Raw genomic sequence first — 20,301 nt, 5'->3', positions numbered from 1 at the left:
TTAGGGAGGAAAAAATTTGAAAAAGAAAAAAACGGGCATAAAATGGATTATTCTGATAATCCTGCTGCTGATTGTTCTGTTTGTGAGCCTGATCGGGTTTATTACCGATTTTCTGTGGTTCCGGGAACTGGGATATGTGAGCGTATTTCTGACAAAGCTGGTTACACAGCTTAAGATCGGAATCCCTGCGTTTGTTATCATAGCTTTCCTGGCATATGTGTATCTGAAATTCCTAAAACGAGGTTATTTTAAGAAAATCGCTTCCACAGAAATCACGAATCACAAACGACTGAACCTGATTTCGTGGGGGCTGGCAATTGTTTTCGCGATTCTGGTAACGTTTGTATCGGTTACGCAGCTTTGGTTTGAAATCCTTAAATTCGCCAACAGCACTGGGTACGACATCAGTGATCCGCTGTTTAACATTGATATTTCGTTCTATATCTTTAAGCTCGCGTTTATCAAGGAACTGACGCAGATTTTAATTGGCGTTATTATCGCTTTTGCGATTTTAACACTGATCTATTATGCTATCCTTCTTTCTGTGCGGACGCCTCAAATGTTTACAGAAAAAGAAGCGGCGGAAGAAGAACCGTTTAACAGTGAATTTAACGGCGGAACCGATGGCCCGAAGTCCGGATTTGACAATGTGACGGATATGTTCGGCAAATTCGGGGAAGCCTTTACCGGACGGAAAGGCCCGGTACACAGAGCACCGAGGAAAAAGCGGCAGTTTGATGATAAAAATTTCATGCAGCTTATCGGCATCGCGGAAAAACAGCTGATTGTGGTAGGCGTCCTGTTTTTCGTTATGCTGGCGATTAACTTTTTCCTGAAACAGTTCGACCTTCTTTACGGCCATACGGGAACCGTTTATGGCGCCGGATTCCGGGACGTAAATATTACCTTGTGGGTATACCGCATCACCGCGATTCTTTCTTTGATTTCCGCGATTGCCTTCGGGATTGGAGTTTCCAAACGCAGAATTAAGACAATTCTGGTGTTCCCGGTTCTGATGATCGTGGTTGGAGTAGTGGGGACCGGAGCCGGAGCGCTCATTCAGAACTTTGTGGTATCTCCGGATGAAATTAATAAAGAAAGCGAGTATCTTGGCTATAATATCAAATACACACAGTCCGCGTACGATCTTGAGAACGTAACGATCAAGCAATTCGCGGCCAATAACGATCTGACCAGTGAAGATATCGCTAATAATGACGAGACGATTTCCAATATCCGGATTAATGACTATGAACCGGCCGAGAAGTTCTATAATCAGACCCAGAGTATCCGACAGTATTATACCTTCAACGATGTGGATGTCGACCGTTATATGGTAAATGGGGAGTATACCCAGACGTTCCAGTCGGCCAGGGAAATTGATGAGGAACGAATCAGTGACACTTGGCTGAACAAACACCTGAAATATACTCACGGATACGGAATTACGCTTTCCAGGGTGGATAAAGTAACGGCCAGCGGTCAGCCGGATATGATGATTGACAGTATTCCTCCGGTATCAGAGGTAGAGGAAATCCAGATTACCCGCCCGGAGATCTATTTTGGAGAAAAGACAAACAACTATGTGCTTGTCAACACAGATGAAGAGGAATTTGACTATCCGGACGGTGACAGCAATAAGTATACAACCTACGAAGGTGAGGCCGGAATCCCGCTGAACCTGCTGAACAAAACCATGTTCTCCATTCGGGAGCGCAGCCTGAAGCTGCTGGTTTCCAGCAACATTACCAGTGATTCCAGAATTGTGATTAACCGGAATATCGAAGAGAGGGTAAGAGAGATTATGCCATATCTGGAGTATGACAGTGATCCGTATATTGTCGCTGCGGATGGAAAGCTTTACTGGATGCTGGACGCGTACACGACAAGCAATCGCTACCCGTATTCCGAGCCTTTTGATACGGCTACCGGTATGAACTATATCCGTAATTCCGTAAAAGTTGTGATTGACGCATATAACGGAACTACCAACTACTATTTGGTGGATGATACGGATCCGATCGCCAATACCTATAAGAAGATTTACCCGGATCTGTTCAAGGATTTTGAGGAGATGCCGGAATCTCTGCAGGCGCATATCCGTTACCCGAATGTGTTGTTCAATATTCAGGCTAATGTATATAAAAAGTACCATATGACCAATGTGAATGTATTCTATCAGCAGGAAGATATGTGGGATATCGCGGATGAGATATATGGAACAAAAGAAACGACCATGACCCCGAACTACTATATCATGAAGCTTCCGGGGGAAGACAGCGCGGAATTTGTAAATTCCATTCCATATACGCCGAAAGATAAAAAGAACATGACTGGTCTTCTGGTGGCGCGCAATGACGGGGAGAACTACGGAGAACTGGTACTGTATCAGCTTCCGAAGAGCAAGATCATTTACGGTCCGATGCAGATCGAGGCGCAGATTGACCAGAACACGGAGATATCTAAGGAATTCTCCTTATGGGATTCTGCCGGATCCAACTACAGCAGAGGAAATATGTTCGTCATTCCGATTGAGGATTCTCTGCTCTATGTGGAACCGGTGTATCTGGAGGCTAAAAATTCCAGTATTCCGGAAGTGAAACGGGTAATTGTGGCGTATGGTGACCAGATCGCTTATGAGACGACTCTGGCGGAAGCCTTAAATTCGCTCTTTGGAGAAGGCAGCGCGACAGAAAGTCCGGGCAGCGGCGACGCGCAGGCTCAGGAGGGAGCAAAGCAGGAGACCCTCAGCCAGACAGAACTTGCTCAGAAAGCGCAGGAAGCCTTCAACAATGCGGAATCCGCGCAGCGCGACGGTGACTGGGCGAAGTATGGTGAATACCTGGATGAACTGAGAGATTATCTGAACCAGCTGGCGCCGGCGCAGGATGAAAGTTCCGGAGCAGAATAAGGAATGAATTTAATTTGAATAAAAAGAGGGATAAGAGGGACATTCTTTTTGCAGGCCCGTCTGCAGAGGGGATGTCCCGCCCTATTGTGAGAGATACGTTGGAAAGGAGTATTGTTTTACATGTTGGATTTTGACTTGGATAAGATGCTGTTTACGATACCGGCGGAACATCATTCAAAAGAGGAGATTCGGGATATACTGAAGAAACATCCGGAGGTTCGTTTTGTATCGCTTGTGGGAATTGATATTGGAGGACATGATACGGATGAAAAAATTCCGGCGGGACTCTTTCTTGAGGATATAGATAAATTCTTGAGCGTTGGAGTTCAGACCGACGGTTCCAGCGTAGTGCTTCCGAAAATTGCGGAACTGAACAACGCGAAGGTGGACATTATTCCGGATACCGAGGTAAACTGGTATGTAGATCATAATTTTAAGCATATTGATCGGGAAACCGGTCTTCCGGTAGGAACTTTACGGATTCCATCCTTTCTGATTCACAATGACGTGGCAGAGGTCGGGGCAAGGGTGATTCTGAGAGACGCGATTGTAAATTTTAAGCGGGATCTGCTTGAAATTATAAAAAAGAACCCTTATGTTCTGGAACATCTCCCGATCGACTCCGTGGACGATATTGAAAAAATAGAGATTACAGCCGCGACAGAACTGGAATTCTGGGTCAAGACTCCGGATGATGAGACAGACAGAGAACAGCTTTCTACCGCGCAGATTCTGAAAGAGCAGTACTGGAAGCGCACCATCGGACCGGTCAGAACCGCTCTGGAAGAAACAATGCTTTTGCTGGATCGCTATGGGCTGCAAATGGAAATGGGTCACAAAGAAGTCGGAGGTGTAAAGGCAAAGCTGGGAAACTCCGGAAACTACGATCATGTTATGGAACAGCTTGAGATCGACTGGAAATTCTCAACTGCCATTCAGGCAGCGGATAACGAAAATCATATTAAATATATTGTGCGGGATATTTTCCGGCTGTATGGTCTGGACGTAACGTTTATGGCAAAGCCGATGGAAGGCGTCGCCGGAAGCGGAGAACATACACACATGGGTCTTGCGGCGAAATTAAAAGACGGAAGGCATGTGAATCTCTTTGCGGCAAAGGACATGAGGGAGGACTTTCTGAGCCCGATCGGATTCGGCGCGCTGATGGGAATTCTGAAAAACTATGATGTGGTAAATCCTTTTGTCAGCGCCACGAATGACGCGTTTAACCGGCTGAAGCCCGGATATGAAGCGCCGGTCTGCGTCGTAACCTCTTTGGGACACGGAGTGGAACTGCCGTCAAGAAACAGAACGGTACTGGTCGGTCTGGTCCGCGACGTGGAAAATCCGCTGGCGACGAGATTTGAGCTGCGGGCGCCGAACCCGAAGAGCAACACGTATTTGGTGCTGGCGGCATCCTATATGGCAATGCTGGATGGAATCAAGGCGGCGTTAGAAGCACGGAAGACCTCAAAAGAGCTGGAAGCCTCTATTTCAAAGGATTTCGAGCAGGAAGATTTTTATCTGGAACGGGATCGCCTTTACAGGAGCGAATTGGATGTATTTGAGGAGTACACCAGCCAGGAGCGGGACGTGCTGTTTGGCAGAGCTCCCCGCACCGTATGGGAAAATATCTGCGCTTTTGACGATCACGCGGAAAAGCTGGAAATTTTCCAGCGGGATAATGTTATGACGCCGATTACCCTGGCTTCCTATAAAGAAGCTATCGTTGGCCAGTGGGCGACCGAACTGCATAACCGAATCGTTCCGAATACCATGGATCTGGTGCGGAACTGTGTAAAATGCCATGATGACAGTGACTGTGTAGATTATGATGTTGTATACTGGGAAAAGATCAATGAAATCCGGAATTTCCTCGGAAAGGATCGTCTGAACGAACAATGCCTGCTTACCCGGATTGTTCGCGCTTTGGACAGCAAGGACTATGATACGGCATCAAGACTCCAGGTGGAGATGCAGGGAAAAGTGAAAGAACTGACAGATCTATACATCATATATAAGAAAAATTTATTTTAGGAGTGAGCCATGTTAGATATCAAACGCATAAGAGAAGATTTTGAAAACGTAAAAAAAGCAGTGGAATCCAGAGGACAGGGTGATTTCGGAATTGACCGTGTCCTGGAGCTGGACAAAAAGAGAAGAGCGACCCTTGCGGAAGTAGAGAAAATGAAAAACCAGCAGAGTACCGCCTCCAAAGAAATCCCCAAGATGAAAAAAGCCGGTGAAGATCCAAGTGAACTGATGAAGGAACTGAAGAAGCTGTCCGAACAGATTAAAACCCTGGATGCCGAAGTCAGCGCGGTGGAAGAAGAATTGCGCGATGCGCTGCTCAATATCCCCAACACTCCGTATAAAGATGTGCAGGTGGGCGCGGATGACAGCGACAATGTGGAACTGCGCAAATGGGGCGAGCCAAGAGCGTTTGACTTTGAAGAAAAGGCCCATTGGGATATCGGTCAGGATCTGGATATCCTGGATTTTGAACGGGCGGCTAAAATCGCCGGAACCAGATTTACGGTATATAAGGGAATGGGAGCGAGACTGGAACGCTCGGTCATTAATTTCATGCTGAATCTCCATACAGAAGAACACGGATTTACAGAAATTCTGCCGCCGTTCATGGTAAACCGCGATGCGATGATCGGGACCGGACAGCTTCCGAAATTTGAAGATGATATGTTCCATGTTCCCGCCAAGGACTTCTTCCTGATTCCGACAGCGGAAGTGCCGGTGACAAATCTGCGGATGAACGAAATTCTTGATTATGATGAACTGCCGGTTTACTACACGGCCTACACTCCGTGCTTCCGTAAGGAAGCCGGGTCCGCGGGAAGAGACACCAGAGGTCTGATTCGCCAGCATCAGTTCAACAAAGTGGAACTGGTAAAATTTGTTCATCCGGACGAGTCCTATAAAGAACTGGAGCTGTTGACAAACGCTGCGGAAGAAGTGCTGCAGAGACTGGAAATCCCATACCGGGTTGTACGTCTTTCCACAGGGGATCTGGGCTTCTCCTCCGCCATGACCTATGACATCGAAGTCTGGATGCCGAGCTACGGAAGGTACGTAGAAATTTCTTCCTGCAGCAATTTTGAAAGCTTCCAGGCCAGAAGAGGAAACATTCGCTTCCGTCCGAAAGAAAAAGGAAAACCGGAATTTGTCCATACTTTAAATGGATCCGGTCTGGCTGTAGGAAGAACCGTTGCCGCGATTCTGGAAAACTACCAGCAGGCGGACGGATCCGTTCTTATTCCGAAAGCGCTGCAGGGATATATGGGCACGGATCGGATTACGAAAAAAGACAAATAAAAGGAGATAGACAAATATGGCTTTCCAATTAAGGACATATAGAGAACCGGACTTTACTCAGGAAAAATTTCAGAATTCACCGGACGCGCAGCTTCGTCTGGCGCCGAAGGATATGACGGCGCCGGATCAGTTCCACGCTACCTCGATTTTCCCGGAATATTTCAAAATAGAAGGGAAATGGCTGTTGGCGGAGGAATCCAGAATGGACTGTGTCGCCATTTATGAGGACGGAAAGATCCAGGTGCGGGAATTCCGCAACATTAAACAGGGAGATCGTATCGTTGTGGGAAGAACCGAGGATTGCGAAGAGGGTATTTATGTACACGCGGACTGTTTTGAACGGGAAGAAAACAAAGACACGCCTTTTTCTTTCCGCCAGAGCAGGAGCAGAGAAACCGCGTTTTCCTATGATTATGAACAGCTTTACGAATTGCTGGAACATGAACGGCAGTACGGATATGTAGTCTGGGTGCTGGGACCGGCATGCGCCTTTGACGCGGAAGCGCGGGAAGCGTTTTCCAAGCTGATCGCGGGCGGATATGTGGACGCTCTGCTGGCAGGAAACGCGCTGGCGACTCACGATCTGGAGGCAGGTCTTCTGGGAACCGCGCTGGGGCAGGACGTTCGGACCCAAAGGCCGCATTTCAACGGGCATTATAATCACATTGACACCATTAACCGCGTGAACCTGCATGGCTCCATTCCCGCTTTTCTTGAAGCGGAGCATGTGGACAACGGAATTATGTACAGCTGTGTGAAGCATAACGTTCCGTTTGTACTCAACGGTTCCCTCCGGGATGACGGGCCTCTGCCGGAAGTCTATGAGCATACATACGTAGGACAGGACGCGGTAAGAAACCATGTCCGCAAGGCTACAACGGTCATTGGAATGGCAACTGTGCTGCATACCATCGCGACAGGCAACATGACGCCGAGCTACCGGGTGATGCCGGACGGCACGATCCGGGAAGTTTATTTCTACACCATTGACACTTCGGAATTTGCTGTCAATAAACTGGGAGACCGGGGCAGCCTGGCAGCCAGGGGAATTGTAACCAATGTACAGGACTTTGTCTGCAATCTGGCAAAGGGTCTGAGACTGTAGGGAGGAAACATCATGATTTCGGAAAAAATGAAACCGCTGATGGCCAATAACTCCGCGATTCGGACAATGTTTGAAGAAGGCGATCAGATGCGGGCAAAATACGGAAGAGAAAATGTATTTGATTTCAGCCTTGGAAATCCGGACGCGCCGACGCCTCCGGAAGTAAAGCAGGCGATTAAGGAGATCGTGGAGGAAGAGCCGGATTTGATTCTTCACGGCTATATGAGCAACGCCGGTTTTGAAGATGTGCGGGAAACCATCGCCCGGCATATTAATAAAACCCAGGGAACGAACTTTTCGAAAAAGAATATACTGATGACCGTAGGAGCGGCCAGCGGATTGAACGTTGCCTTGAAAACGATTCTTAATCCCGGTGAGGAAGTTGTGATTTTCACACCGTATTTTCTGGAATACAACTGGTATGTAAATAATTATGACGGAGTTGTAGTACAGGCCCCAACGGATAAAAAGACCTTTCAGCCGGATTTGAAATCCTTTGAAAAACTTGTTGGCGACAAGACACGAGTGGTGCTGATCAATTCGCCGCATAACCCGACCGGTGTGGTATACTCGGAGGAAACGATCAAAGGAATCGCGAATATCCTGAAGAAAAAGCAGAAAGAATTAAACCGCGCGATTTTTATTATCGCGGATGAACCCTACCGGGAGCTTGCTTATGATGGGGTAGAAGTGCCATATATTACAAAATACTATGAGAACACAATCGTGGCCTATTCCTACAGTAAGTCCCTTTCCCTACCGGGAGAGCGAATCGGATATCTGGTCATTCCTGATGAACTGGAGGAAAGCGAACTGGTCTTTGATACCGCATCCAACGCAAACCGGATTCTCGGCTGTGTCAACGCGCCATCTCTGCAGCAGAAGGTTATCGCCAAGTGTGTGGACGCGAAAGTAGATCTGGATTATTATGACCGCAACCGTAAGGCTTTGTATGAAGGACTGAAGGACTGCGGATTTGAATGTATTATGCCGCAAGGGGCTTTTTACCTGTTTGTGAAGTCTCCGGTAGAGGATGAAGCGGAATTCTGCAAGACCGCGAAAAAATATAATATTCTTATGGTTCCGGGAAGCGCCTTCGCGGGACCGGGCTATGTAAGGCTGGCCTACTGCGTTTCCTATGAAACCATACAGAACTCCCTGCCGGGATTTAAAAAGCTGGCGCAGGAATACGGGCTGAGATAGTAAAAGAGGACTCATCAAAAGGGATGGGTCCTCTTTTTCCGCTATTCGCCCAAGGTTTTCGCGAAAACCTCTGCCTGCGCTTTTCTGCGGCAGACCGGGCACAAAGCAGGTGTACCGGGGGGTGTGGAAGCGGCAAAATGTTCTTTTGTGGTAATAATTGCTCCGCACTGTTCACAGCGGATCCATTCAAACTGTCTGTTCCAGATGGTGCGGTGCTCTGGGGTGTCCTCAACATCAATGCAGCCGGTAGGGCAGATCCGGGCGCAGGAGGCGCACCCGATACAGGTTTCGGAAGCTTTGGAATATGGAGTGTCAATGCGTTTCTCAATTCCTCGAAGAATTGGACTGATGGAAGACGCGCCAAGCGCCTGGCAGCTTCCGACACAAAGCCTGCACAGGATGCATTGCCGGGAATCTGCTTTGAGCGGGAGCGCGGGATGCGGCGTGACATGGCAGAGCCGCATCAGTTCCATAATTGTGGGGTTATCAGGTGCCTGCGTGTACATCAGGCGGAGCAGTGTTTTTCGTATTCTCTGAACTCGTTCAGAATCGGTATCCACCCGCAGACCCTCTTTGACCCGGAACGCGCAGGCCGCCACCAGCTTTTTTCGACTCCCGTCTGTCGTTTCCACCATGCAGAGCCTGCAGCAGTTGGTCTTCTCCACTGCCTCATCCCAGCACAGGCCGGGAATGAAGACACCATTTCTGCGGGCCGCGTCCATAATTGTTTCCTCCGGGTACGCTTCTATTTCCTGTTTATCAATCATGATCTTCATATTGTCTGCCTCCTTTATTCCACAAGAATTGCGTCGAACTTACAGGTATGTCGGCAGAGTCCGCATTTTATACAGGAATCCGGATTGATCCGGTACGGAAGCTTCCGTTCCCCGTGGATCGCCCCTGCGGGGCATTTCTTGCCGCAGAGACCACAACCCTTACATTTTTCGGGGTCAATCCGATAACGGATCAGAGCGGTGCAGACTCCCGCGGGACAGCGGTGCTCCCGGATATGAGCCTCATATTCATCCCGGAACCAGGTCAGTGTCGAAATGACCGGGTTGGCGGCGGTCCGCCCCAGCTCGCATAAGGAAGCTTCTTTGGCCGTATAAGCGAGATCTTCTAAAAGATCCAGATCCTTCATGCTGGCATGCCCCTCCGTGATACGGGTGAGGATGTCAAGCATACACCGGAGTCCTTCACGGCACGGTGTACATTTTCCACAGGATTCTCCGGCGAGAAAACTGAGATAATAGCGGGAAAGCTCGACCATACAGGTTGTTTCGTCCATGACAATCATGCCGCCGGAGCCCATCATGGAACCATTGGCTTTTAAGGTATCAAAATCGATTTCCAGATCCAGCAGCTCCTCGGGAATGCATCCGCCGGAAGGACCGCCGGTCTGGATTCCTTTAAACTTGCCGCCATCCCGGATTCCTCCGCCGATATCGAAAATAAGATGGCGGAGAGTAGCTCCCATGGGGACCTCCACGAGCCCTGTACGGTTGACTTTTCCGACGAGAGAAAACACTTTGGTCCCTTTGCTGCCCTCTGTACCCAGCTTCGCGAAAGAAGCACCGCCATGGACAAGGATATAGGGTACATTCGCGAGTGTTTCCACATTATTCAGTACAGTAGGCTGATCAAAAAGCCCCTTTTCAACAGAGCGGGTATATTTGACCCTTGGCTCTCCGGGCTTCCCCTCAATAGAAGACATCAGCGCAGAGGACTCCCCACAGACAAAGGCGCCTCCTCCGCGGACAATCTCGCAGTCAAAGTGAAAATCGCTTCCCAGTATATTTTTCCCCAAAAAACCGCTGTGCCGGGCAGAAGCGATCGCTTCCTCCATATGAGACAGCGCAAGTCCGTATTCGTCGCGGATGTAAAAGTATCCGTATCGAGCTCCGATGGCGTAGGCGCCGATGATCAATCCCTCCAGAACACTATGGGGATCGCCCTCCAGAATGCTTCGATCCATAAAGGCTCCGGGATCGCCTTCATCCCCGTTACAAAGCATATACTTTATGTCGCTCGGCACCTCGCGGCAGGAACGCCATTTACGCCCTGTAGGAAAACCGGCGCCGCCTCTTCCGCGCAGGCCGCTGGTTTCAATCTGTTCGATGACTTCCTCCGGGGACATGGAGAGCGCGGCCTCAAGCCCTTTGTAGCCGCCGCGATCCAGATAGTCTTGGATGGAAGAGGGATCAATGCGCCCCGTATTGCGCAGCGCAATTTTATACTGCGCGGCATAAAACGGATTTTCTTCACGGGAGCAGACCGCGTTTCCGGAATCATCCCTGTACAGAAGGCGCTCAACAGGAGCGCCATCCAGGCTCTTTATGATTTCGGAGACATCCGCAGGCCGGACTTTATAATAGGTGATATTATCCGGATAGATGGTTACAATCGGACCGTTTTCGCAAAAACCGTTACATCCGGTTTTTTTGACAGCCGGTTTGACGGAAATGCTGCCATCTCCCGATATGGCGGCGGAAAAGGCATCCACTACCGCCTGCGCGCCGTTCGCGAGACAGCCTGTGCCGCAGCATACCAGTATTTCTCTGTTCATCTATTCCGCCTCCTTTTTCCGGTAGGTTTCTACAATCTGCTCACCTCCGCCGGGGGCGACGTTGCCGAAGTAGTCTTCATCACAGATCACGACCGGTGCCATGGCGCAGGAACCGACGCAGTTTACAATTTCGATGGAGAAAAGACCGTCTTCGGTAGTCTCTCCCTCCCGGATTCCCAGAGCCCGTTCGATTTCGCCAAGGATATTCTGGCTCCCGCGTATATGGCAGGCCGTGCCGTCGCATACGCGGATAATAAATTTCCCTTTTTTATCAAGGCTCAATGCTTTATAGAAGGTAGCCATGGAGAACAGCTGAGAGAGGGGCAGAGAGAGATAGTCTGCCGCGGCTTTCAGGTGTTCTGCCGAAATATAATTGTATTCCTTTTGAATTTCCTGCAGGATAGCGAGGGAAAAGCGCTGCTGCGCAGGAAATTTCTGAAGGATTTTCGTTATCGTTTGTTGTGCATGTTCCAAAAAAATCACGCCCTTTCCAGTTTATCCTCCTGCGATTCTGGGAAAGAGCAGTACTTCATCTTCCCTTTGGACGATGGTCTCATTTCCCTGCAGAAAGTCGATATTTCTTCCGTTCAGGAGCACAATGACCTGATGGTTGATGTCTTCCCCGCCTCTATAGAGAATCCGGTCAGAAAAGCGTTTTCCGTACCGCTGCCCCAGATAGCGGAGAAGTTCCAGAACCGTCAGGGGCGCAAGATCCAGTTCTTCGGACTTGCGCCCGGTATCCTGCCTGTAATAGGCAAAATATTTGATTTTCATGGCGTGAGATCCAGCTCCTTTAATTTGTCAGGCGTGGGGACTCCTTCCGGATCATAGCCTCGAATCTGATAGTATTCTTCGAGCATTTCCGGAACGTGGCTGACCTGTCCCTTGGCGGCGCCCTCCGGAATTGGCTCCTGATAAAGCCTTGGCGGAAGCTGATCGTCTTTCTTTGTAAATCCCTCCCGCAGATTATACTGTTTTTCCATAGTCCAGATCCGGTCGCCTGCCTGCAGAAGGGCTTCGTCGGACAGATCCCATCCGGTACAGGTGCGGACAATCGGGGCAATCTCCGCAAGACCGATTCCAAAGGTCGTAAAGAGACAGATCCCGATGGAATCCACTACAGCGGTCAGATCCTGAAATGTTTTAAGAGCCGCGGCTTTTCCTTCTGTCTTCAGAGGATCCATTTTTTCCGGAATTCCGAGAATCTCAGGCGAGGTCATGTATCCGCGGACGTGGCAGCCGCCCCGGTTGGAGGTAGCGTATTCAAGGCCGATTCCCTGCATGCTCCGACCGTCATAGGCAGGCATTTCCTGTTTCTTTACGGACATAGAGAGTTCCGGATGGCCGTATTTTTCCGCGAGCCGATAAGAACCCTGGGCCAGGAGATCGCCGAATCCTTCCCGCCGGACGGTCTTATATGTAAAGTCGACAATGCTTTGCGCGTTTCCGAAAAGAAGATCTCCGCCCATTTCTTTTTTGTCAAGATATCCCGAATCTGCCAGCTCCATGGCGCAGGCGAAGGTGGAGCCGAGTGTGATGGGATCAAGTCCGTATTCATTGCAGAGGAAGTTTACTTTGCAGATCGCGGCGAGATCGTGAATCCCGCAGGAAGCGCCCAGAGCCCAGGCTGCCTCATATTCAGGACCTTCCCCGGCCGAGGCAAAAGGTCCGTCCTTGATCCGGGTAACTCTTCCGCATCCGATAGAGCATCCGAAGCAGCCTTTGTTGCGAATTAGATACTTTTCCGTCAGAGCTTCTCCGGAAATGTCTTCCGCGTCCCGGAAAACCGCGCCATCCCTCCAGTTATATTGAGGCATGGCTCCGGATCCGTTTATAATATTGACAAGGATTTCCGTTCCATAGGCAGCAAGTCCCTCACCTGTGACCGCGTTTTCCGCGAGGATCTTGCGCGCGGCTGCGCAGTCTCGAATAAAACCGTCGTTATCAGAAACCCGGATTCCGCCGGTTCCTTTTATGGCGATGGCTTTGAGGTTTTTCGCTCCCATTACCGCGCCCAGGCCGCCTCTTCCCGCCGCCCGGTGCTTATCGTTCATAATTGCGGCATAAAGCACCCGATTTTCTCCGGCAGGTCCGATACAGCAGATCCGGCTTTCCTCACCGGTTTCATCTTTGAGCAGATCGGTGGTTTCGAATACGGTTTTCCCCCAGAGATGTTCCGCGGATCTCAATTCAACCTGGTCATCCTCAATAAAAAGATATACAGGGGTTTCCGCCTTTCCTTCAAAAATGATACCGTCATATCCCGCGTATTTCAGTTCCGGTCCAAAATAGCCGCCGGAATTGGCGCAGCCAATCGTTCCGGTAAGCGGCGCTTTTGTAATCCACATCAGTCTCCCGGCGCTGGGAGCGAATGTTCCGGTCAGCGGTCCGGTCATCAGAATCAGTTTGTTTTCCGGTGCGAAAGGGTCTATGCCGGAAGCGGTTTCATCTGTATAGATCTTTGTACCCAGTCCTCTTCCGCCCAGATATTTTTTCGCGAGGACAGGATCCAGAATTTCTTTCTGAATTGAACCCGCGGTTAAGTCAATCCTCAGCAATGTGCCTGTGAATCCGTACATTTAAAACGCCTCCTCTCCGAATGCTTCCTTAAACTTTTCCGCAATCGCTTTCTTTTTGACCAATGAGGACGGAGAGGCGCTTTTGTACTCGATCGCCCCGGAAGGACAGTACTTTGCGCATTGCGGATCTCCGCCGCAGAGTGTACACTTAAATACCTTGCCGCTGTCAAGCGCCATATTCCCCAAGGGACAGGCAGAAATGCACATTTTGCAGCCGATGCATTTCTTTTCATCAATTTTCATGGCGCCCCATTCATCTCTGGCGATAGCCTTGACCGGACAGATGGCGGCACAAGCGGCATCTTCACATTGTGTACACATGATAGGTACGCAAAGCATGGCCGTATCATAAGAAATGACACTGACTGCCGACTTCTGCGGGTTGAACTCTTTCGCGCGGCTGAACGAACAGATAAGTTCGCATGTCCGGCATCCCAGACATTTTTCGGGCTGCAGTACAATCGTTTTTTCCATGTTTTTTTCGATTCCCGGATAGAATCGATTCACCTCCTTTACCCAAAATGCAAGTTGCGGCTGACAGGATGGTCTGCCACAAAAAAACAAAGGAGCAGACCGCCTATCAGCGGAAGTCTCCTTTGCGCAATGGCAGGCATGACAATTACTTCCCATACCCTGACGTTTTTACCGGCCGCATCCGAAACAATGGAATTGTTTGGGAGTGCTGTCAAATAAAAATCGGAGATTAAACTGAAAATTCTGATTATATTTTACGTTCCTTTTTCCAAATTGTCAAGAAAAAGAAAGGAAAATTCAAAAAATACAGCAAGATAATACAAAAAAAGGAATTGACAAAGAATTGACAAGAGGGGAAGGGCTACGTTATAATCAAGAAAGGACAATGAAACAACTCCGATCTCCGCGCGACACTCTGTGCCGGCGGAGACGTCAGGGTAGTAAGAGCGATTTTACTGCCTGCCATTGCGCAAAGGAGAGTTCTCAGGCTGCGGGAGGCGGTCTGAACTTCACTTTGCTTTTTTTATGGCTACTATGTTGAAAGGAAGAGGGGACAAATGAAGCGACTGAAATTCAAGAAAGAAAAGTGTATTGGCTGTCAGCTGTGCGCACAGGTCTGTTCGGCCATGAAGGAAGGCGAGTATATTCCTTCCAAAGCGAGAATTGCCATTGAAACATGCTATGAGGACGGAAATCTGAAGTATATGGATCATTTCTGTATTCTGTGCGGCATGTGTGTAAAAGCGTGTCCGGTAGATGCCATCAAGCTGGGCGACTACATAGAAGTAGATATGGACAAATGCATCGGCTGCGGTGCGTGCGCGGACAAATGCCCGAAACATGTTGTAAAGATCAGAGACGAAAAGGCGTATATCTGTGATACCTGCAAGGGCGATCCGACCTGCGTTAAGACCTGCCCACAGAACGCGCTGACATTTGAGTAAAGGAGGGGAAAAAATGGAAAAGACAATGCTGGGATATCAGAATAAAGTAGTAAGAATTGACTTGACAAAAAAAGGAGTTTCCTTTGAACCGCTCCGGATGGATTTTGCGAAAAAGTATGTAGGTTCAAAAGGGCTCGCGATCCGTTATATGTATGAGGAATTAAAGCCGGGAATCGATCCGCTGGGACCGGAAAACAAACTGTTTCTGACGACAGGCCCTCTGACCGGAACGCCGGTTCCGTGTTCCGGAAAGCTTTCCGTAGCGGCCAAATCTCCTGCGACCGGAACCATGAATGACTGCTCCATCGGCGGCCATGTTGGAATCCGTCTGAAGTTCGCGGGCTATGATATGGCCATTTTCGAAGGAAAACTCAGCGAGCCGGGATATGTGCTGATCGATGACGGAAAAATCCGTTTTATGGACGCGAAGGATCTGTGGGGTCTCGGTTCTCATGAGGCGGAAAAAATTCTGGCGCAGAAATACGGACCGGAATTCAGTATCATGTCCATCGGTCCTGCAGGGGAAAATCTGGGTGTAATGGCCTGCATCAACTGTGACTATTACAGACAGGCAGGAAGAGGCGGCATCGGCGCGGTAATGGGTTCCAAGAATATGAAAGCCATCGTAATCCGCGGAACAGGCGGTGTGAAAGTAAACGATATTGAAAATACCACCAACCGGATTATTGAACTGCTCCGTGAAAGCGTAGTAAACGACGACAACCAGTACATCTTTGATGATGGTACAACCGCGTTCCTGGAAGCTTGTAACGACGGCGGGATTCTGCCTTGGAAAAACTTCTCCGATACAACCGATGAAAAGTGGACCGAGTATAATGGCGATGTACTGAAACAGTACAGAGTCGGAAAACGCGGCTGCGGAAGCTGCGGGCTGGGCTGCGGAAACTTCCTGAAGATCGGCGACGCGATCTGTGAAGGTCCGGAGTATGAGTCCATCGCGGTTGCGGGACCAAATGCGGGTATCCGCGATCCGGAAAAAATTGTAAAATTTAACGAAGTAGCGGACGACATGGGTCTGGATACCATCAGTGCCGGAGATACGATTATCTGGGCAATGGAAATGACAGAAAAAGGAATCCATGATTTTGGCATCAAGTTCGGCGAAGCTGACAAGATGATCGAATATCTGAAGCTTATGGCAAGAAATGAAGGCGTGGGTAAAGACTTGGCTCTGGGAACAAAGAGAGCTTCCGAAAAATATGGCGGAACGGAATTCGCGATGCAGGTAAAGGGTCTGGAATTCCCGCAGTACGAACCTCGTGGCTCTTGGGCGACTTCGGTAGCCTATGCGGTATCTGACAGAGGCGCGTGTCATATGCGTGCTTATCCGCCGAACATGGAAGTGTTCGAGGCGGCGGCTCCTCCATATACGGCAGAAAATAAAGGTCAGCTTGTATATGATCTGGCAGAATATAATGCGATTAAGTTCTCCCTGTGCATCTGCGACTTCTGGGGAACTCTCGACTACGATATCATGGCGGAACTGCTGACCATGGTAACAGGCGTAGAATGGACCACGGAAGATATGTCGACGGTGGGACGCAGGGTAATCAATATCGGACGCGCCTTTAACCAGAGAGAAGGATTTGACAGAAGACACGATACAGTACCAAAGCGTATTGTGACAGAAGCTCTGCAGAATGGACCGGCTAAGGGTCAAGTGATTCCGCAGGAGGCCTTCGATGATATGCTGAGCCAGTATTATAAAGTAATGGGATGGGACGAAAACGGTAAAATGCCGGAAGATTTGATCGCGTCTCTTCTGTAAAAATTTGAAAGTATGAAGAGTTTGTGAAACAGCAAAAAAGTTCAAAAAACGCTTTTTGCTGAGAGAAAAATGCGTTATAATAAAAGAGTGTTTGGAGTTCATCCTGCACTCTTTTTTACAAGGAGGATTTATGGAAATCACAATCACACTGCGCGGTACTCTGAAAAAACTCTTTGACGGAGACAAGGAGCGAAAAGTAGAAGTACCGGACAATTGCACCTGCGATGAGGCGCTCAGAACCGTAGGCATTAACTACAAGGAACTTCCGAATTTCGGATTTGTTGCGGTTAACGGCATGCGGGTTATGATCGACGATCGTCTGTCGCCGGGTGACGAGCTGAAAGCCTGGTCGAGGGTTTCGGGAGGCTGACAGCCGGTTCGTTGTCGTTAAAGTACAAGTACGGAAATGTAGAAGTATGGAAAAATTAAAAAAGCTAAAGTTCTTTGAACACCGATTGAAAGTAGCAGTTATTGGTCTGGCAGTCGTTGTTGTAATCCTTGGAATCTGTTCCTTTTTACAATTTACTGAGCCATACGCGGTAGCGGAAGACGGTACAAAGGTTCAGCAGCCCTGGTCGGTAAAGATCGGCGATAAGGAAGAGTTTGTCGTTGCCACAAAAGAAGAAGGCGAGAAGATTATCGAACAGGTAAAGGCGAATTACACCACAGAAGATACGAATGAAGAGGAGACGACCGTATCTCCGGAGATTACTGTAACTTCGAAGGAACTGGAACGCGGCGATGAAAATCCGATTCTGACGGAAAGCGAAGACGCGGTAGCGGAAGTAGTAGCTGCGAATGAAACGGAAGAACCTCTTGTGATCGTAACAACGACAGAGAAGGTAAGCAAGACAAAAGCCATTGACTACAAGACCGAGTATAAGGTGACTGATGAACTTCAGAGCGGAGAGAAAGAAGTCGTTAAGAAGGGCAAAAAAGGTAAAAAAACGGTTGTTAGCGAAGTAGTCAAAGAAAACGGCAAGATTGTATCAAAAGAGGTTGTTTCTTCAACAGTAGAGAAAAAACCGGTAACAAAAGTAGTCGAAACCGGAAGCGCGGAAGATACAGACTCAAATGAAACTTCATCTTCGACCGCGAGCGCGGCGGCTTCCAGTTCCAGTGCGGACAGCAGCCAGTCGGCAGCTTCTGGCGACAATTCATCGGAAAGCTCTTCGGATGGAAACGGTGACTCTGAGGCAGGCAGCGCATCGGGACAGGCGGTTGTCGATTATGCGCTTCAGTTTGTGGGAAATCCGTATGTTTACGGTGGATCCAGCCTGACAAACGGTACGGATTGCTCCGGATTCACAATGAGCGTCTATGCGCACTTTGGTTATTCCCTTCCTCATTCATCCTCGGCCCAGCGGTCCTGTGGACGGGGAGTATCTTACAGTGAGGCGCAGCCGGGAGATATCATCTGTTATTCGGGGCATGTAGGGATTTACATCGGAAATGGACAGATTGTCCACGCCAGTACTCCGAGTTCCGGTATCAAAGTGAGCAGCGCAACGTATAAGAGTATTATTACAGTTAGAAGGATCATAGACTAATGATTGCCCAGAGATACGAACGAAACATCGGAACAATTACAGAAGAAGAAAATGAAAAACTGCAGGCCTGCAGCGTATGCGTTGCAGGCTGTGGTGGTTTAGGAGGATATATAATTGAGGGGCTGGCGCGTATAGGTGTCGGCTTTATTACAGCTATAGATGGAGATGTCTTTCAACTCAGTAATCTGAACCGACAGCTCTTTAGTACGGAACGGAATCTTGGATACCACAAGGCCCTGGCTGCTCAGGAAAGGATACAGGCTGTCAATTCCGCGACAGAGATTCATCCGCTATGCTGTTATCTGACAGAAGAAAATGCGGAGGAACTTATAACGAAGCGTTATGATGCGGTCGTTGACGCTCTGGACAACATACCGGGACGGCGTTTGCTTGCGCAGACCTGCGCGAAACAAGGAGTTCCGCTGATTCATGGAGCGATTGCGGGGTGGCAGGGGCAGGTTACTGTAATTCTGCCGGGAGATACGGGCCTGGACCGTCTGTATCCGGAAGGTGCGGAAAAAGGCATTGAGACAGAGACTGGAAATCCTGTGTTTACGCCTGCCATTGTGGGCGCGTTGGAAGTGGCGGAGACAGTCAAAGTGCTTTTAGGAAGACCGCAGACCCTGAGAAACAAGCTTCTGACCATCGATCTGCTGGAACAGGAATATGATCTGATTGAACTATAAAAAAGAAGAAAAGGATAATTAAAAAAATTCCGAGTCTGTCCGCCTAATCCGGAAGGGATGGCGGCTGACCGATGGGTGCGGAGGGAAACCTCCGTGCCTCCCGTGTTTGGAAAGGAATGGTTGCATCAGGGCAAAAAAGCAGGAAAACCTTTCGTGGACAAACCGGAAGGTTTTTTTCTGCTTTTTTGGATAAATTATTATTACAATTGTTTTAGGAGGAGAAAGAAATGAAAAAACGTGTAATTGCGGCGGCTATGGTGATGATGCTGGGAATTTCCTCAGCGTTCGCTCTGACAGGCTGCGGCGGAAGTGATGAGAGCGGAGATGCTGCAAGCGCTCCGGAAAATCCAAACCTGCGTCTGGCAACAACCACCAGTACGAAAGACAGCGGACTGTTGGACGCGATCCTTCCGGATTTTGAAGAAAAAACCGGCTACACCGTAGAGGTGATTTCGGTTGGTTCCGGAGAAGCTATGGAACTGGGCGAACAGGGTGAGGCAGATGTGCTGCTCGTACATTCTCCGGCAGCGGAAAAAGAGTTCGTTGACGGCGGACACGCGGATGCGGACGGACGTCTGGATGTAATGTACAACGATTTTGTCGTTGTAGGACCAGAGGCGGATCCGGCAGGAATTGAAGAAAACGCGAAAGAAGACGCGCTGAAAGCCTTTACGACCATCGAACAGGAACAGCAGACTTTCGTATCCAGAGCGGACGACTCCGGAACGCATAAAAAAGAACTGGAAATCTGGGAAGAAGCAGGGATCGCTCCCAAGGGAGACTGGTATGTGGAAGCAGCTGCCGGCATGGGTGATGTAATCACCATGACCGACGAAATGAAAGGTTATACCCTGTCTGACCGGGCAACCTGGCTGAATGTAGGCGGCGAAACGGAACTGAAAATTGTCAGCGAGAAAGATCCGAGCGGCGTGCTCAACAACCAGTATGGCGTAATCTGCGTAAATCCGGAGAAAAACGAAAACATCAACGCGGACGGAGCGAAAGCGTTCCAGGAATGGATTGTTTCCGATGAAACTCAGAAGCTGATTGGGGAATACGGACAGGAAGAATATGGCGAAGCTCTGTTTATTCCAAACGCGAAATAAGTTAAGTAAGATAAAAGAGCGGGAGACATTTCCGCTCTTTTTTGATATAATAGGGCTG

Annotated in this window: 17 protein-coding genes and 1 riboswitch; of the genes, 11 read left to right on the top strand and 6 right to left on the bottom strand. The window is 49.1% G+C overall.

Annotated elements, in window-relative coordinates; genetic code table 11:
* Nucleotides 1-16: 16 nt before the first annotated feature.
* The 5 genes from H9L42_RS12605 to H9L42_RS12585 all read left to right on the top strand — a co-directional run bounded on the left by H9L42_RS12605 (nucleotide 17) and on the right by H9L42_RS12585 (nucleotide 8,549).
* Nucleotides 17-2,911, top strand: a complete 2,895-nt coding sequence (locus H9L42_RS12605; protein WP_187303758.1) for a UPF0182 family membrane protein — start codon at nucleotides 17-19, stop codon at nucleotides 2,909-2,911.
* 120 nt (nucleotides 2,912-3,031) lie between these two features.
* Complete coding sequence (locus H9L42_RS12600; RefSeq protein ID WP_187303757.1) at nucleotides 3,032-4,948, top strand: type I glutamate--ammonia ligase; 1,917 nt, start codon at nucleotides 3,032-3,034, stop codon at nucleotides 4,946-4,948.
* Nucleotides 4,949-4,957: 9 nt separating this feature from the next.
* Complete coding sequence (gene serS, locus H9L42_RS12595; RefSeq protein WP_187303756.1) at nucleotides 4,958-6,241, top strand: serine--tRNA ligase; 1,284 nt, start codon at nucleotides 4,958-4,960, stop codon at nucleotides 6,239-6,241.
* A 16-nt stretch (nucleotides 6,242-6,257) separates the two neighbouring features.
* On the top strand, nucleotides 6,258-7,346 hold the full coding sequence (locus H9L42_RS12590; protein ID WP_187303755.1) for a putative NPN-dependent ornithine cyclodeaminase: 1,089 nt from the start codon (nucleotides 6,258-6,260) through the stop codon (nucleotides 7,344-7,346).
* A 12-nt stretch (nucleotides 7,347-7,358) separates the two neighbouring features.
* Nucleotides 7,359-8,549, top strand: coding sequence for a pyridoxal phosphate-dependent aminotransferase (locus H9L42_RS12585; RefSeq protein WP_187303754.1), 1,191 nt, complete (start codon nucleotides 7,359-7,361; stop codon nucleotides 8,547-8,549).
* Between the two features lie 41 nt (nucleotides 8,550-8,590).
* On the opposite strand, the gene H9L42_RS12580 is transcribed toward H9L42_RS12585, so the two are convergent.
* The 6 genes from H9L42_RS12580 to H9L42_RS12555 are packed head-to-tail and all read right to left on the bottom strand — an operon-like array spanning nucleotide 8,591 to nucleotide 14,168.
* Nucleotides 8,591-9,325, bottom strand: coding sequence for a 2Fe-2S iron-sulfur cluster-binding protein (locus H9L42_RS12580; protein WP_187303753.1), 735 nt, complete (start codon nucleotides 9,323-9,325; stop codon nucleotides 8,591-8,593).
* A gap of 14 nt (nucleotides 9,326-9,339) precedes the next feature.
* The gene (locus H9L42_RS12575; RefSeq protein ID WP_187303752.1) at nucleotides 9,340-11,115 is read right to left on the bottom strand and encodes an NADH-ubiquinone oxidoreductase-F iron-sulfur binding region domain-containing protein; all 1,776 of its coding nucleotides are present in this window, start codon (nucleotides 11,113-11,115) and stop codon (nucleotides 9,340-9,342) included.
* Nucleotides 11,116-11,589 carry an NADH-quinone oxidoreductase subunit NuoE family protein gene (locus H9L42_RS12570; protein ID WP_207734978.1) on the bottom strand — a complete coding sequence of 158 codons (474 nt, stop codon included), beginning with the start codon at nucleotides 11,587-11,589 and terminating at the stop codon, nucleotides 11,116-11,118. It lies immediately after the preceding gene.
* Nucleotides 11,590-11,610: 21 nt separating this feature from the next.
* A complete protein-coding gene (locus H9L42_RS12565) occupies nucleotides 11,611-11,889 on the bottom strand; it encodes a MoaD family protein (protein WP_187303750.1) in 279 nt (92 codons plus the stop codon).
* Nucleotides 11,886-13,694, bottom strand: coding sequence for an aldehyde ferredoxin oxidoreductase family protein (locus tag H9L42_RS12560; RefSeq protein ID WP_187303749.1), 1,809 nt, complete (start codon nucleotides 13,692-13,694; stop codon nucleotides 11,886-11,888). Before H9L42_RS12560 ends, H9L42_RS12565 begins: the two co-directional genes overlap by 4 nt.
* Entirely contained in the window at nucleotides 13,695-14,168 is a 474-nt protein-coding gene (locus H9L42_RS12555; RefSeq protein WP_187303748.1) for a 4Fe-4S dicluster domain-containing protein, read from the bottom strand.
* 557 nt (nucleotides 14,169-14,725) lie between these two features.
* On the opposite strand from H9L42_RS12555, the gene H9L42_RS17190 reads away from it, so the two are divergent.
* From H9L42_RS17190 to H9L42_RS12525, 6 genes are all read left to right on the top strand, one after another.
* Nucleotides 14,726-15,112 carry a 4Fe-4S binding protein gene (locus H9L42_RS17190; RefSeq protein ID WP_187303747.1) on the top strand — a complete coding sequence of 129 codons (387 nt, stop codon included), beginning with the start codon at nucleotides 14,726-14,728 and terminating at the stop codon, nucleotides 15,110-15,112.
* Nucleotides 15,113-15,125: 13 nt separating this feature from the next.
* The gene (locus tag H9L42_RS12545) at nucleotides 15,126-16,901 is read left to right on the top strand and encodes an aldehyde ferredoxin oxidoreductase family protein (RefSeq protein ID WP_243235778.1); all 1,776 of its coding nucleotides are present in this window, start codon (nucleotides 15,126-15,128) and stop codon (nucleotides 16,899-16,901) included.
* 130 nt (nucleotides 16,902-17,031) lie between these two features.
* Nucleotides 17,032-17,271 carry a MoaD/ThiS family protein gene (locus tag H9L42_RS12540; RefSeq protein WP_187303746.1) on the top strand — a complete coding sequence of 80 codons (240 nt, stop codon included), beginning with the start codon at nucleotides 17,032-17,034 and terminating at the stop codon, nucleotides 17,269-17,271.
* Nucleotides 17,272-17,317: 46 nt separating this feature from the next.
* The gene (locus H9L42_RS16835; RefSeq protein WP_207734977.1) at nucleotides 17,318-18,451 is read left to right on the top strand and encodes an NlpC/P60 family protein; all 1,134 of its coding nucleotides are present in this window, start codon (nucleotides 17,318-17,320) and stop codon (nucleotides 18,449-18,451) included.
* Nucleotides 18,451-19,137, top strand: coding sequence for a HesA/MoeB/ThiF family protein (locus tag H9L42_RS12530; RefSeq protein ID WP_187303745.1), 687 nt, complete (start codon nucleotides 18,451-18,453; stop codon nucleotides 19,135-19,137). The genes H9L42_RS16835 and H9L42_RS12530 overlap by 1 nt, the downstream gene beginning before the upstream one ends.
* A 15-nt stretch (nucleotides 19,138-19,152) precedes the next feature.
* Nucleotides 19,153-19,269: riboswitch (molybdenum cofactor riboswitch) on the top strand.
* Nucleotides 19,270-19,364: 95 nt separating this feature from the next.
* Nucleotides 19,365-20,243 (top strand): ABC transporter substrate-binding protein, encoded by an 879-nt coding sequence (locus tag H9L42_RS12525; protein WP_187303744.1) that lies wholly within the window; start codon nucleotides 19,365-19,367, stop codon nucleotides 20,241-20,243.
* Nucleotides 20,244-20,301 lie beyond the last annotated feature (58 nt).

The sequence above is a fragment of the Zhenpiania hominis genome (assembly GCF_014333425.1).
Lineage (GTDB): Bacteria > Bacillota > Clostridia > Peptostreptococcales > Anaerovoracaceae > Hominibacterium > Hominibacterium hominis.
The sequence above is the reverse complement of the archived record's forward strand: the minus strand, read 5'-3'. Positions and strand labels throughout refer to the sequence as shown.

Excerpts from the sequence above, each read along its gene's own strand:
- H9L42_RS12560 (WP_187303749.1), bottom strand. The coding sequence starts at position 13,694 with ATGTACGGATTCACAGGCACATTGCTGAGGATTGACTTAACCGCGGGT.
- H9L42_RS12580 (WP_187303753.1), bottom strand. The coding sequence starts at position 9,325 with ATGAAGATCATGATTGATAAACAGGAAATAGAAGCGTACCCGGAGGAA.
- H9L42_RS17190 (WP_187303747.1), top strand. The coding sequence starts at position 14,726 with ATGAAGCGACTGAAATTCAAGAAAGAAAAGTGTATTGGCTGTCAGCTG.
- H9L42_RS12590 (WP_187303755.1), top strand. The coding sequence starts at position 6,258 with ATGGCTTTCCAATTAAGGACATATAGAGAACCGGACTTTACTCAGGAA.
- H9L42_RS12565 (WP_187303750.1), bottom strand. The coding sequence starts at position 11,889 with ATGAAAATCAAATATTTTGCCTATTACAGGCAGGATACCGGGCGCAAG.
- H9L42_RS12575 (WP_187303752.1), bottom strand. The coding sequence starts at position 11,115 with ATGAACAGAGAAATACTGGTATGCTGCGGCACAGGCTGTCTCGCGAAC.
- H9L42_RS12540 (WP_187303746.1), top strand. The coding sequence starts at position 17,032 with ATGGAAATCACAATCACACTGCGCGGTACTCTGAAAAAACTCTTTGAC.
- H9L42_RS12555 (WP_187303748.1), bottom strand. The coding sequence starts at position 14,168 with ATGGAAAAAACGATTGTACTGCAGCCCGAAAAATGTCTGGGATGCCGG.
- H9L42_RS12530 (WP_187303745.1), top strand. The coding sequence starts at position 18,451 with ATGATTGCCCAGAGATACGAACGAAACATCGGAACAATTACAGAAGAA.
- H9L42_RS16835 (WP_207734977.1), top strand. The coding sequence starts at position 17,318 with ATGGAAAAATTAAAAAAGCTAAAGTTCTTTGAACACCGATTGAAAGTA.
- H9L42_RS12525 (WP_187303744.1), top strand. The coding sequence starts at position 19,365 with ATGAAAAAACGTGTAATTGCGGCGGCTATGGTGATGATGCTGGGAATT.
- H9L42_RS12600 (WP_187303757.1), top strand. The coding sequence starts at position 3,032 with ATGTTGGATTTTGACTTGGATAAGATGCTGTTTACGATACCGGCGGAA.
- H9L42_RS12585 (WP_187303754.1), top strand. The coding sequence starts at position 7,359 with ATGATTTCGGAAAAAATGAAACCGCTGATGGCCAATAACTCCGCGATT.
- H9L42_RS12545 (WP_243235778.1), top strand. The coding sequence starts at position 15,126 with ATGGAAAAGACAATGCTGGGATATCAGAATAAAGTAGTAAGAATTGAC.
- serS (WP_187303756.1), top strand. The coding sequence starts at position 4,958 with ATGTTAGATATCAAACGCATAAGAGAAGATTTTGAAAACGTAAAAAAA.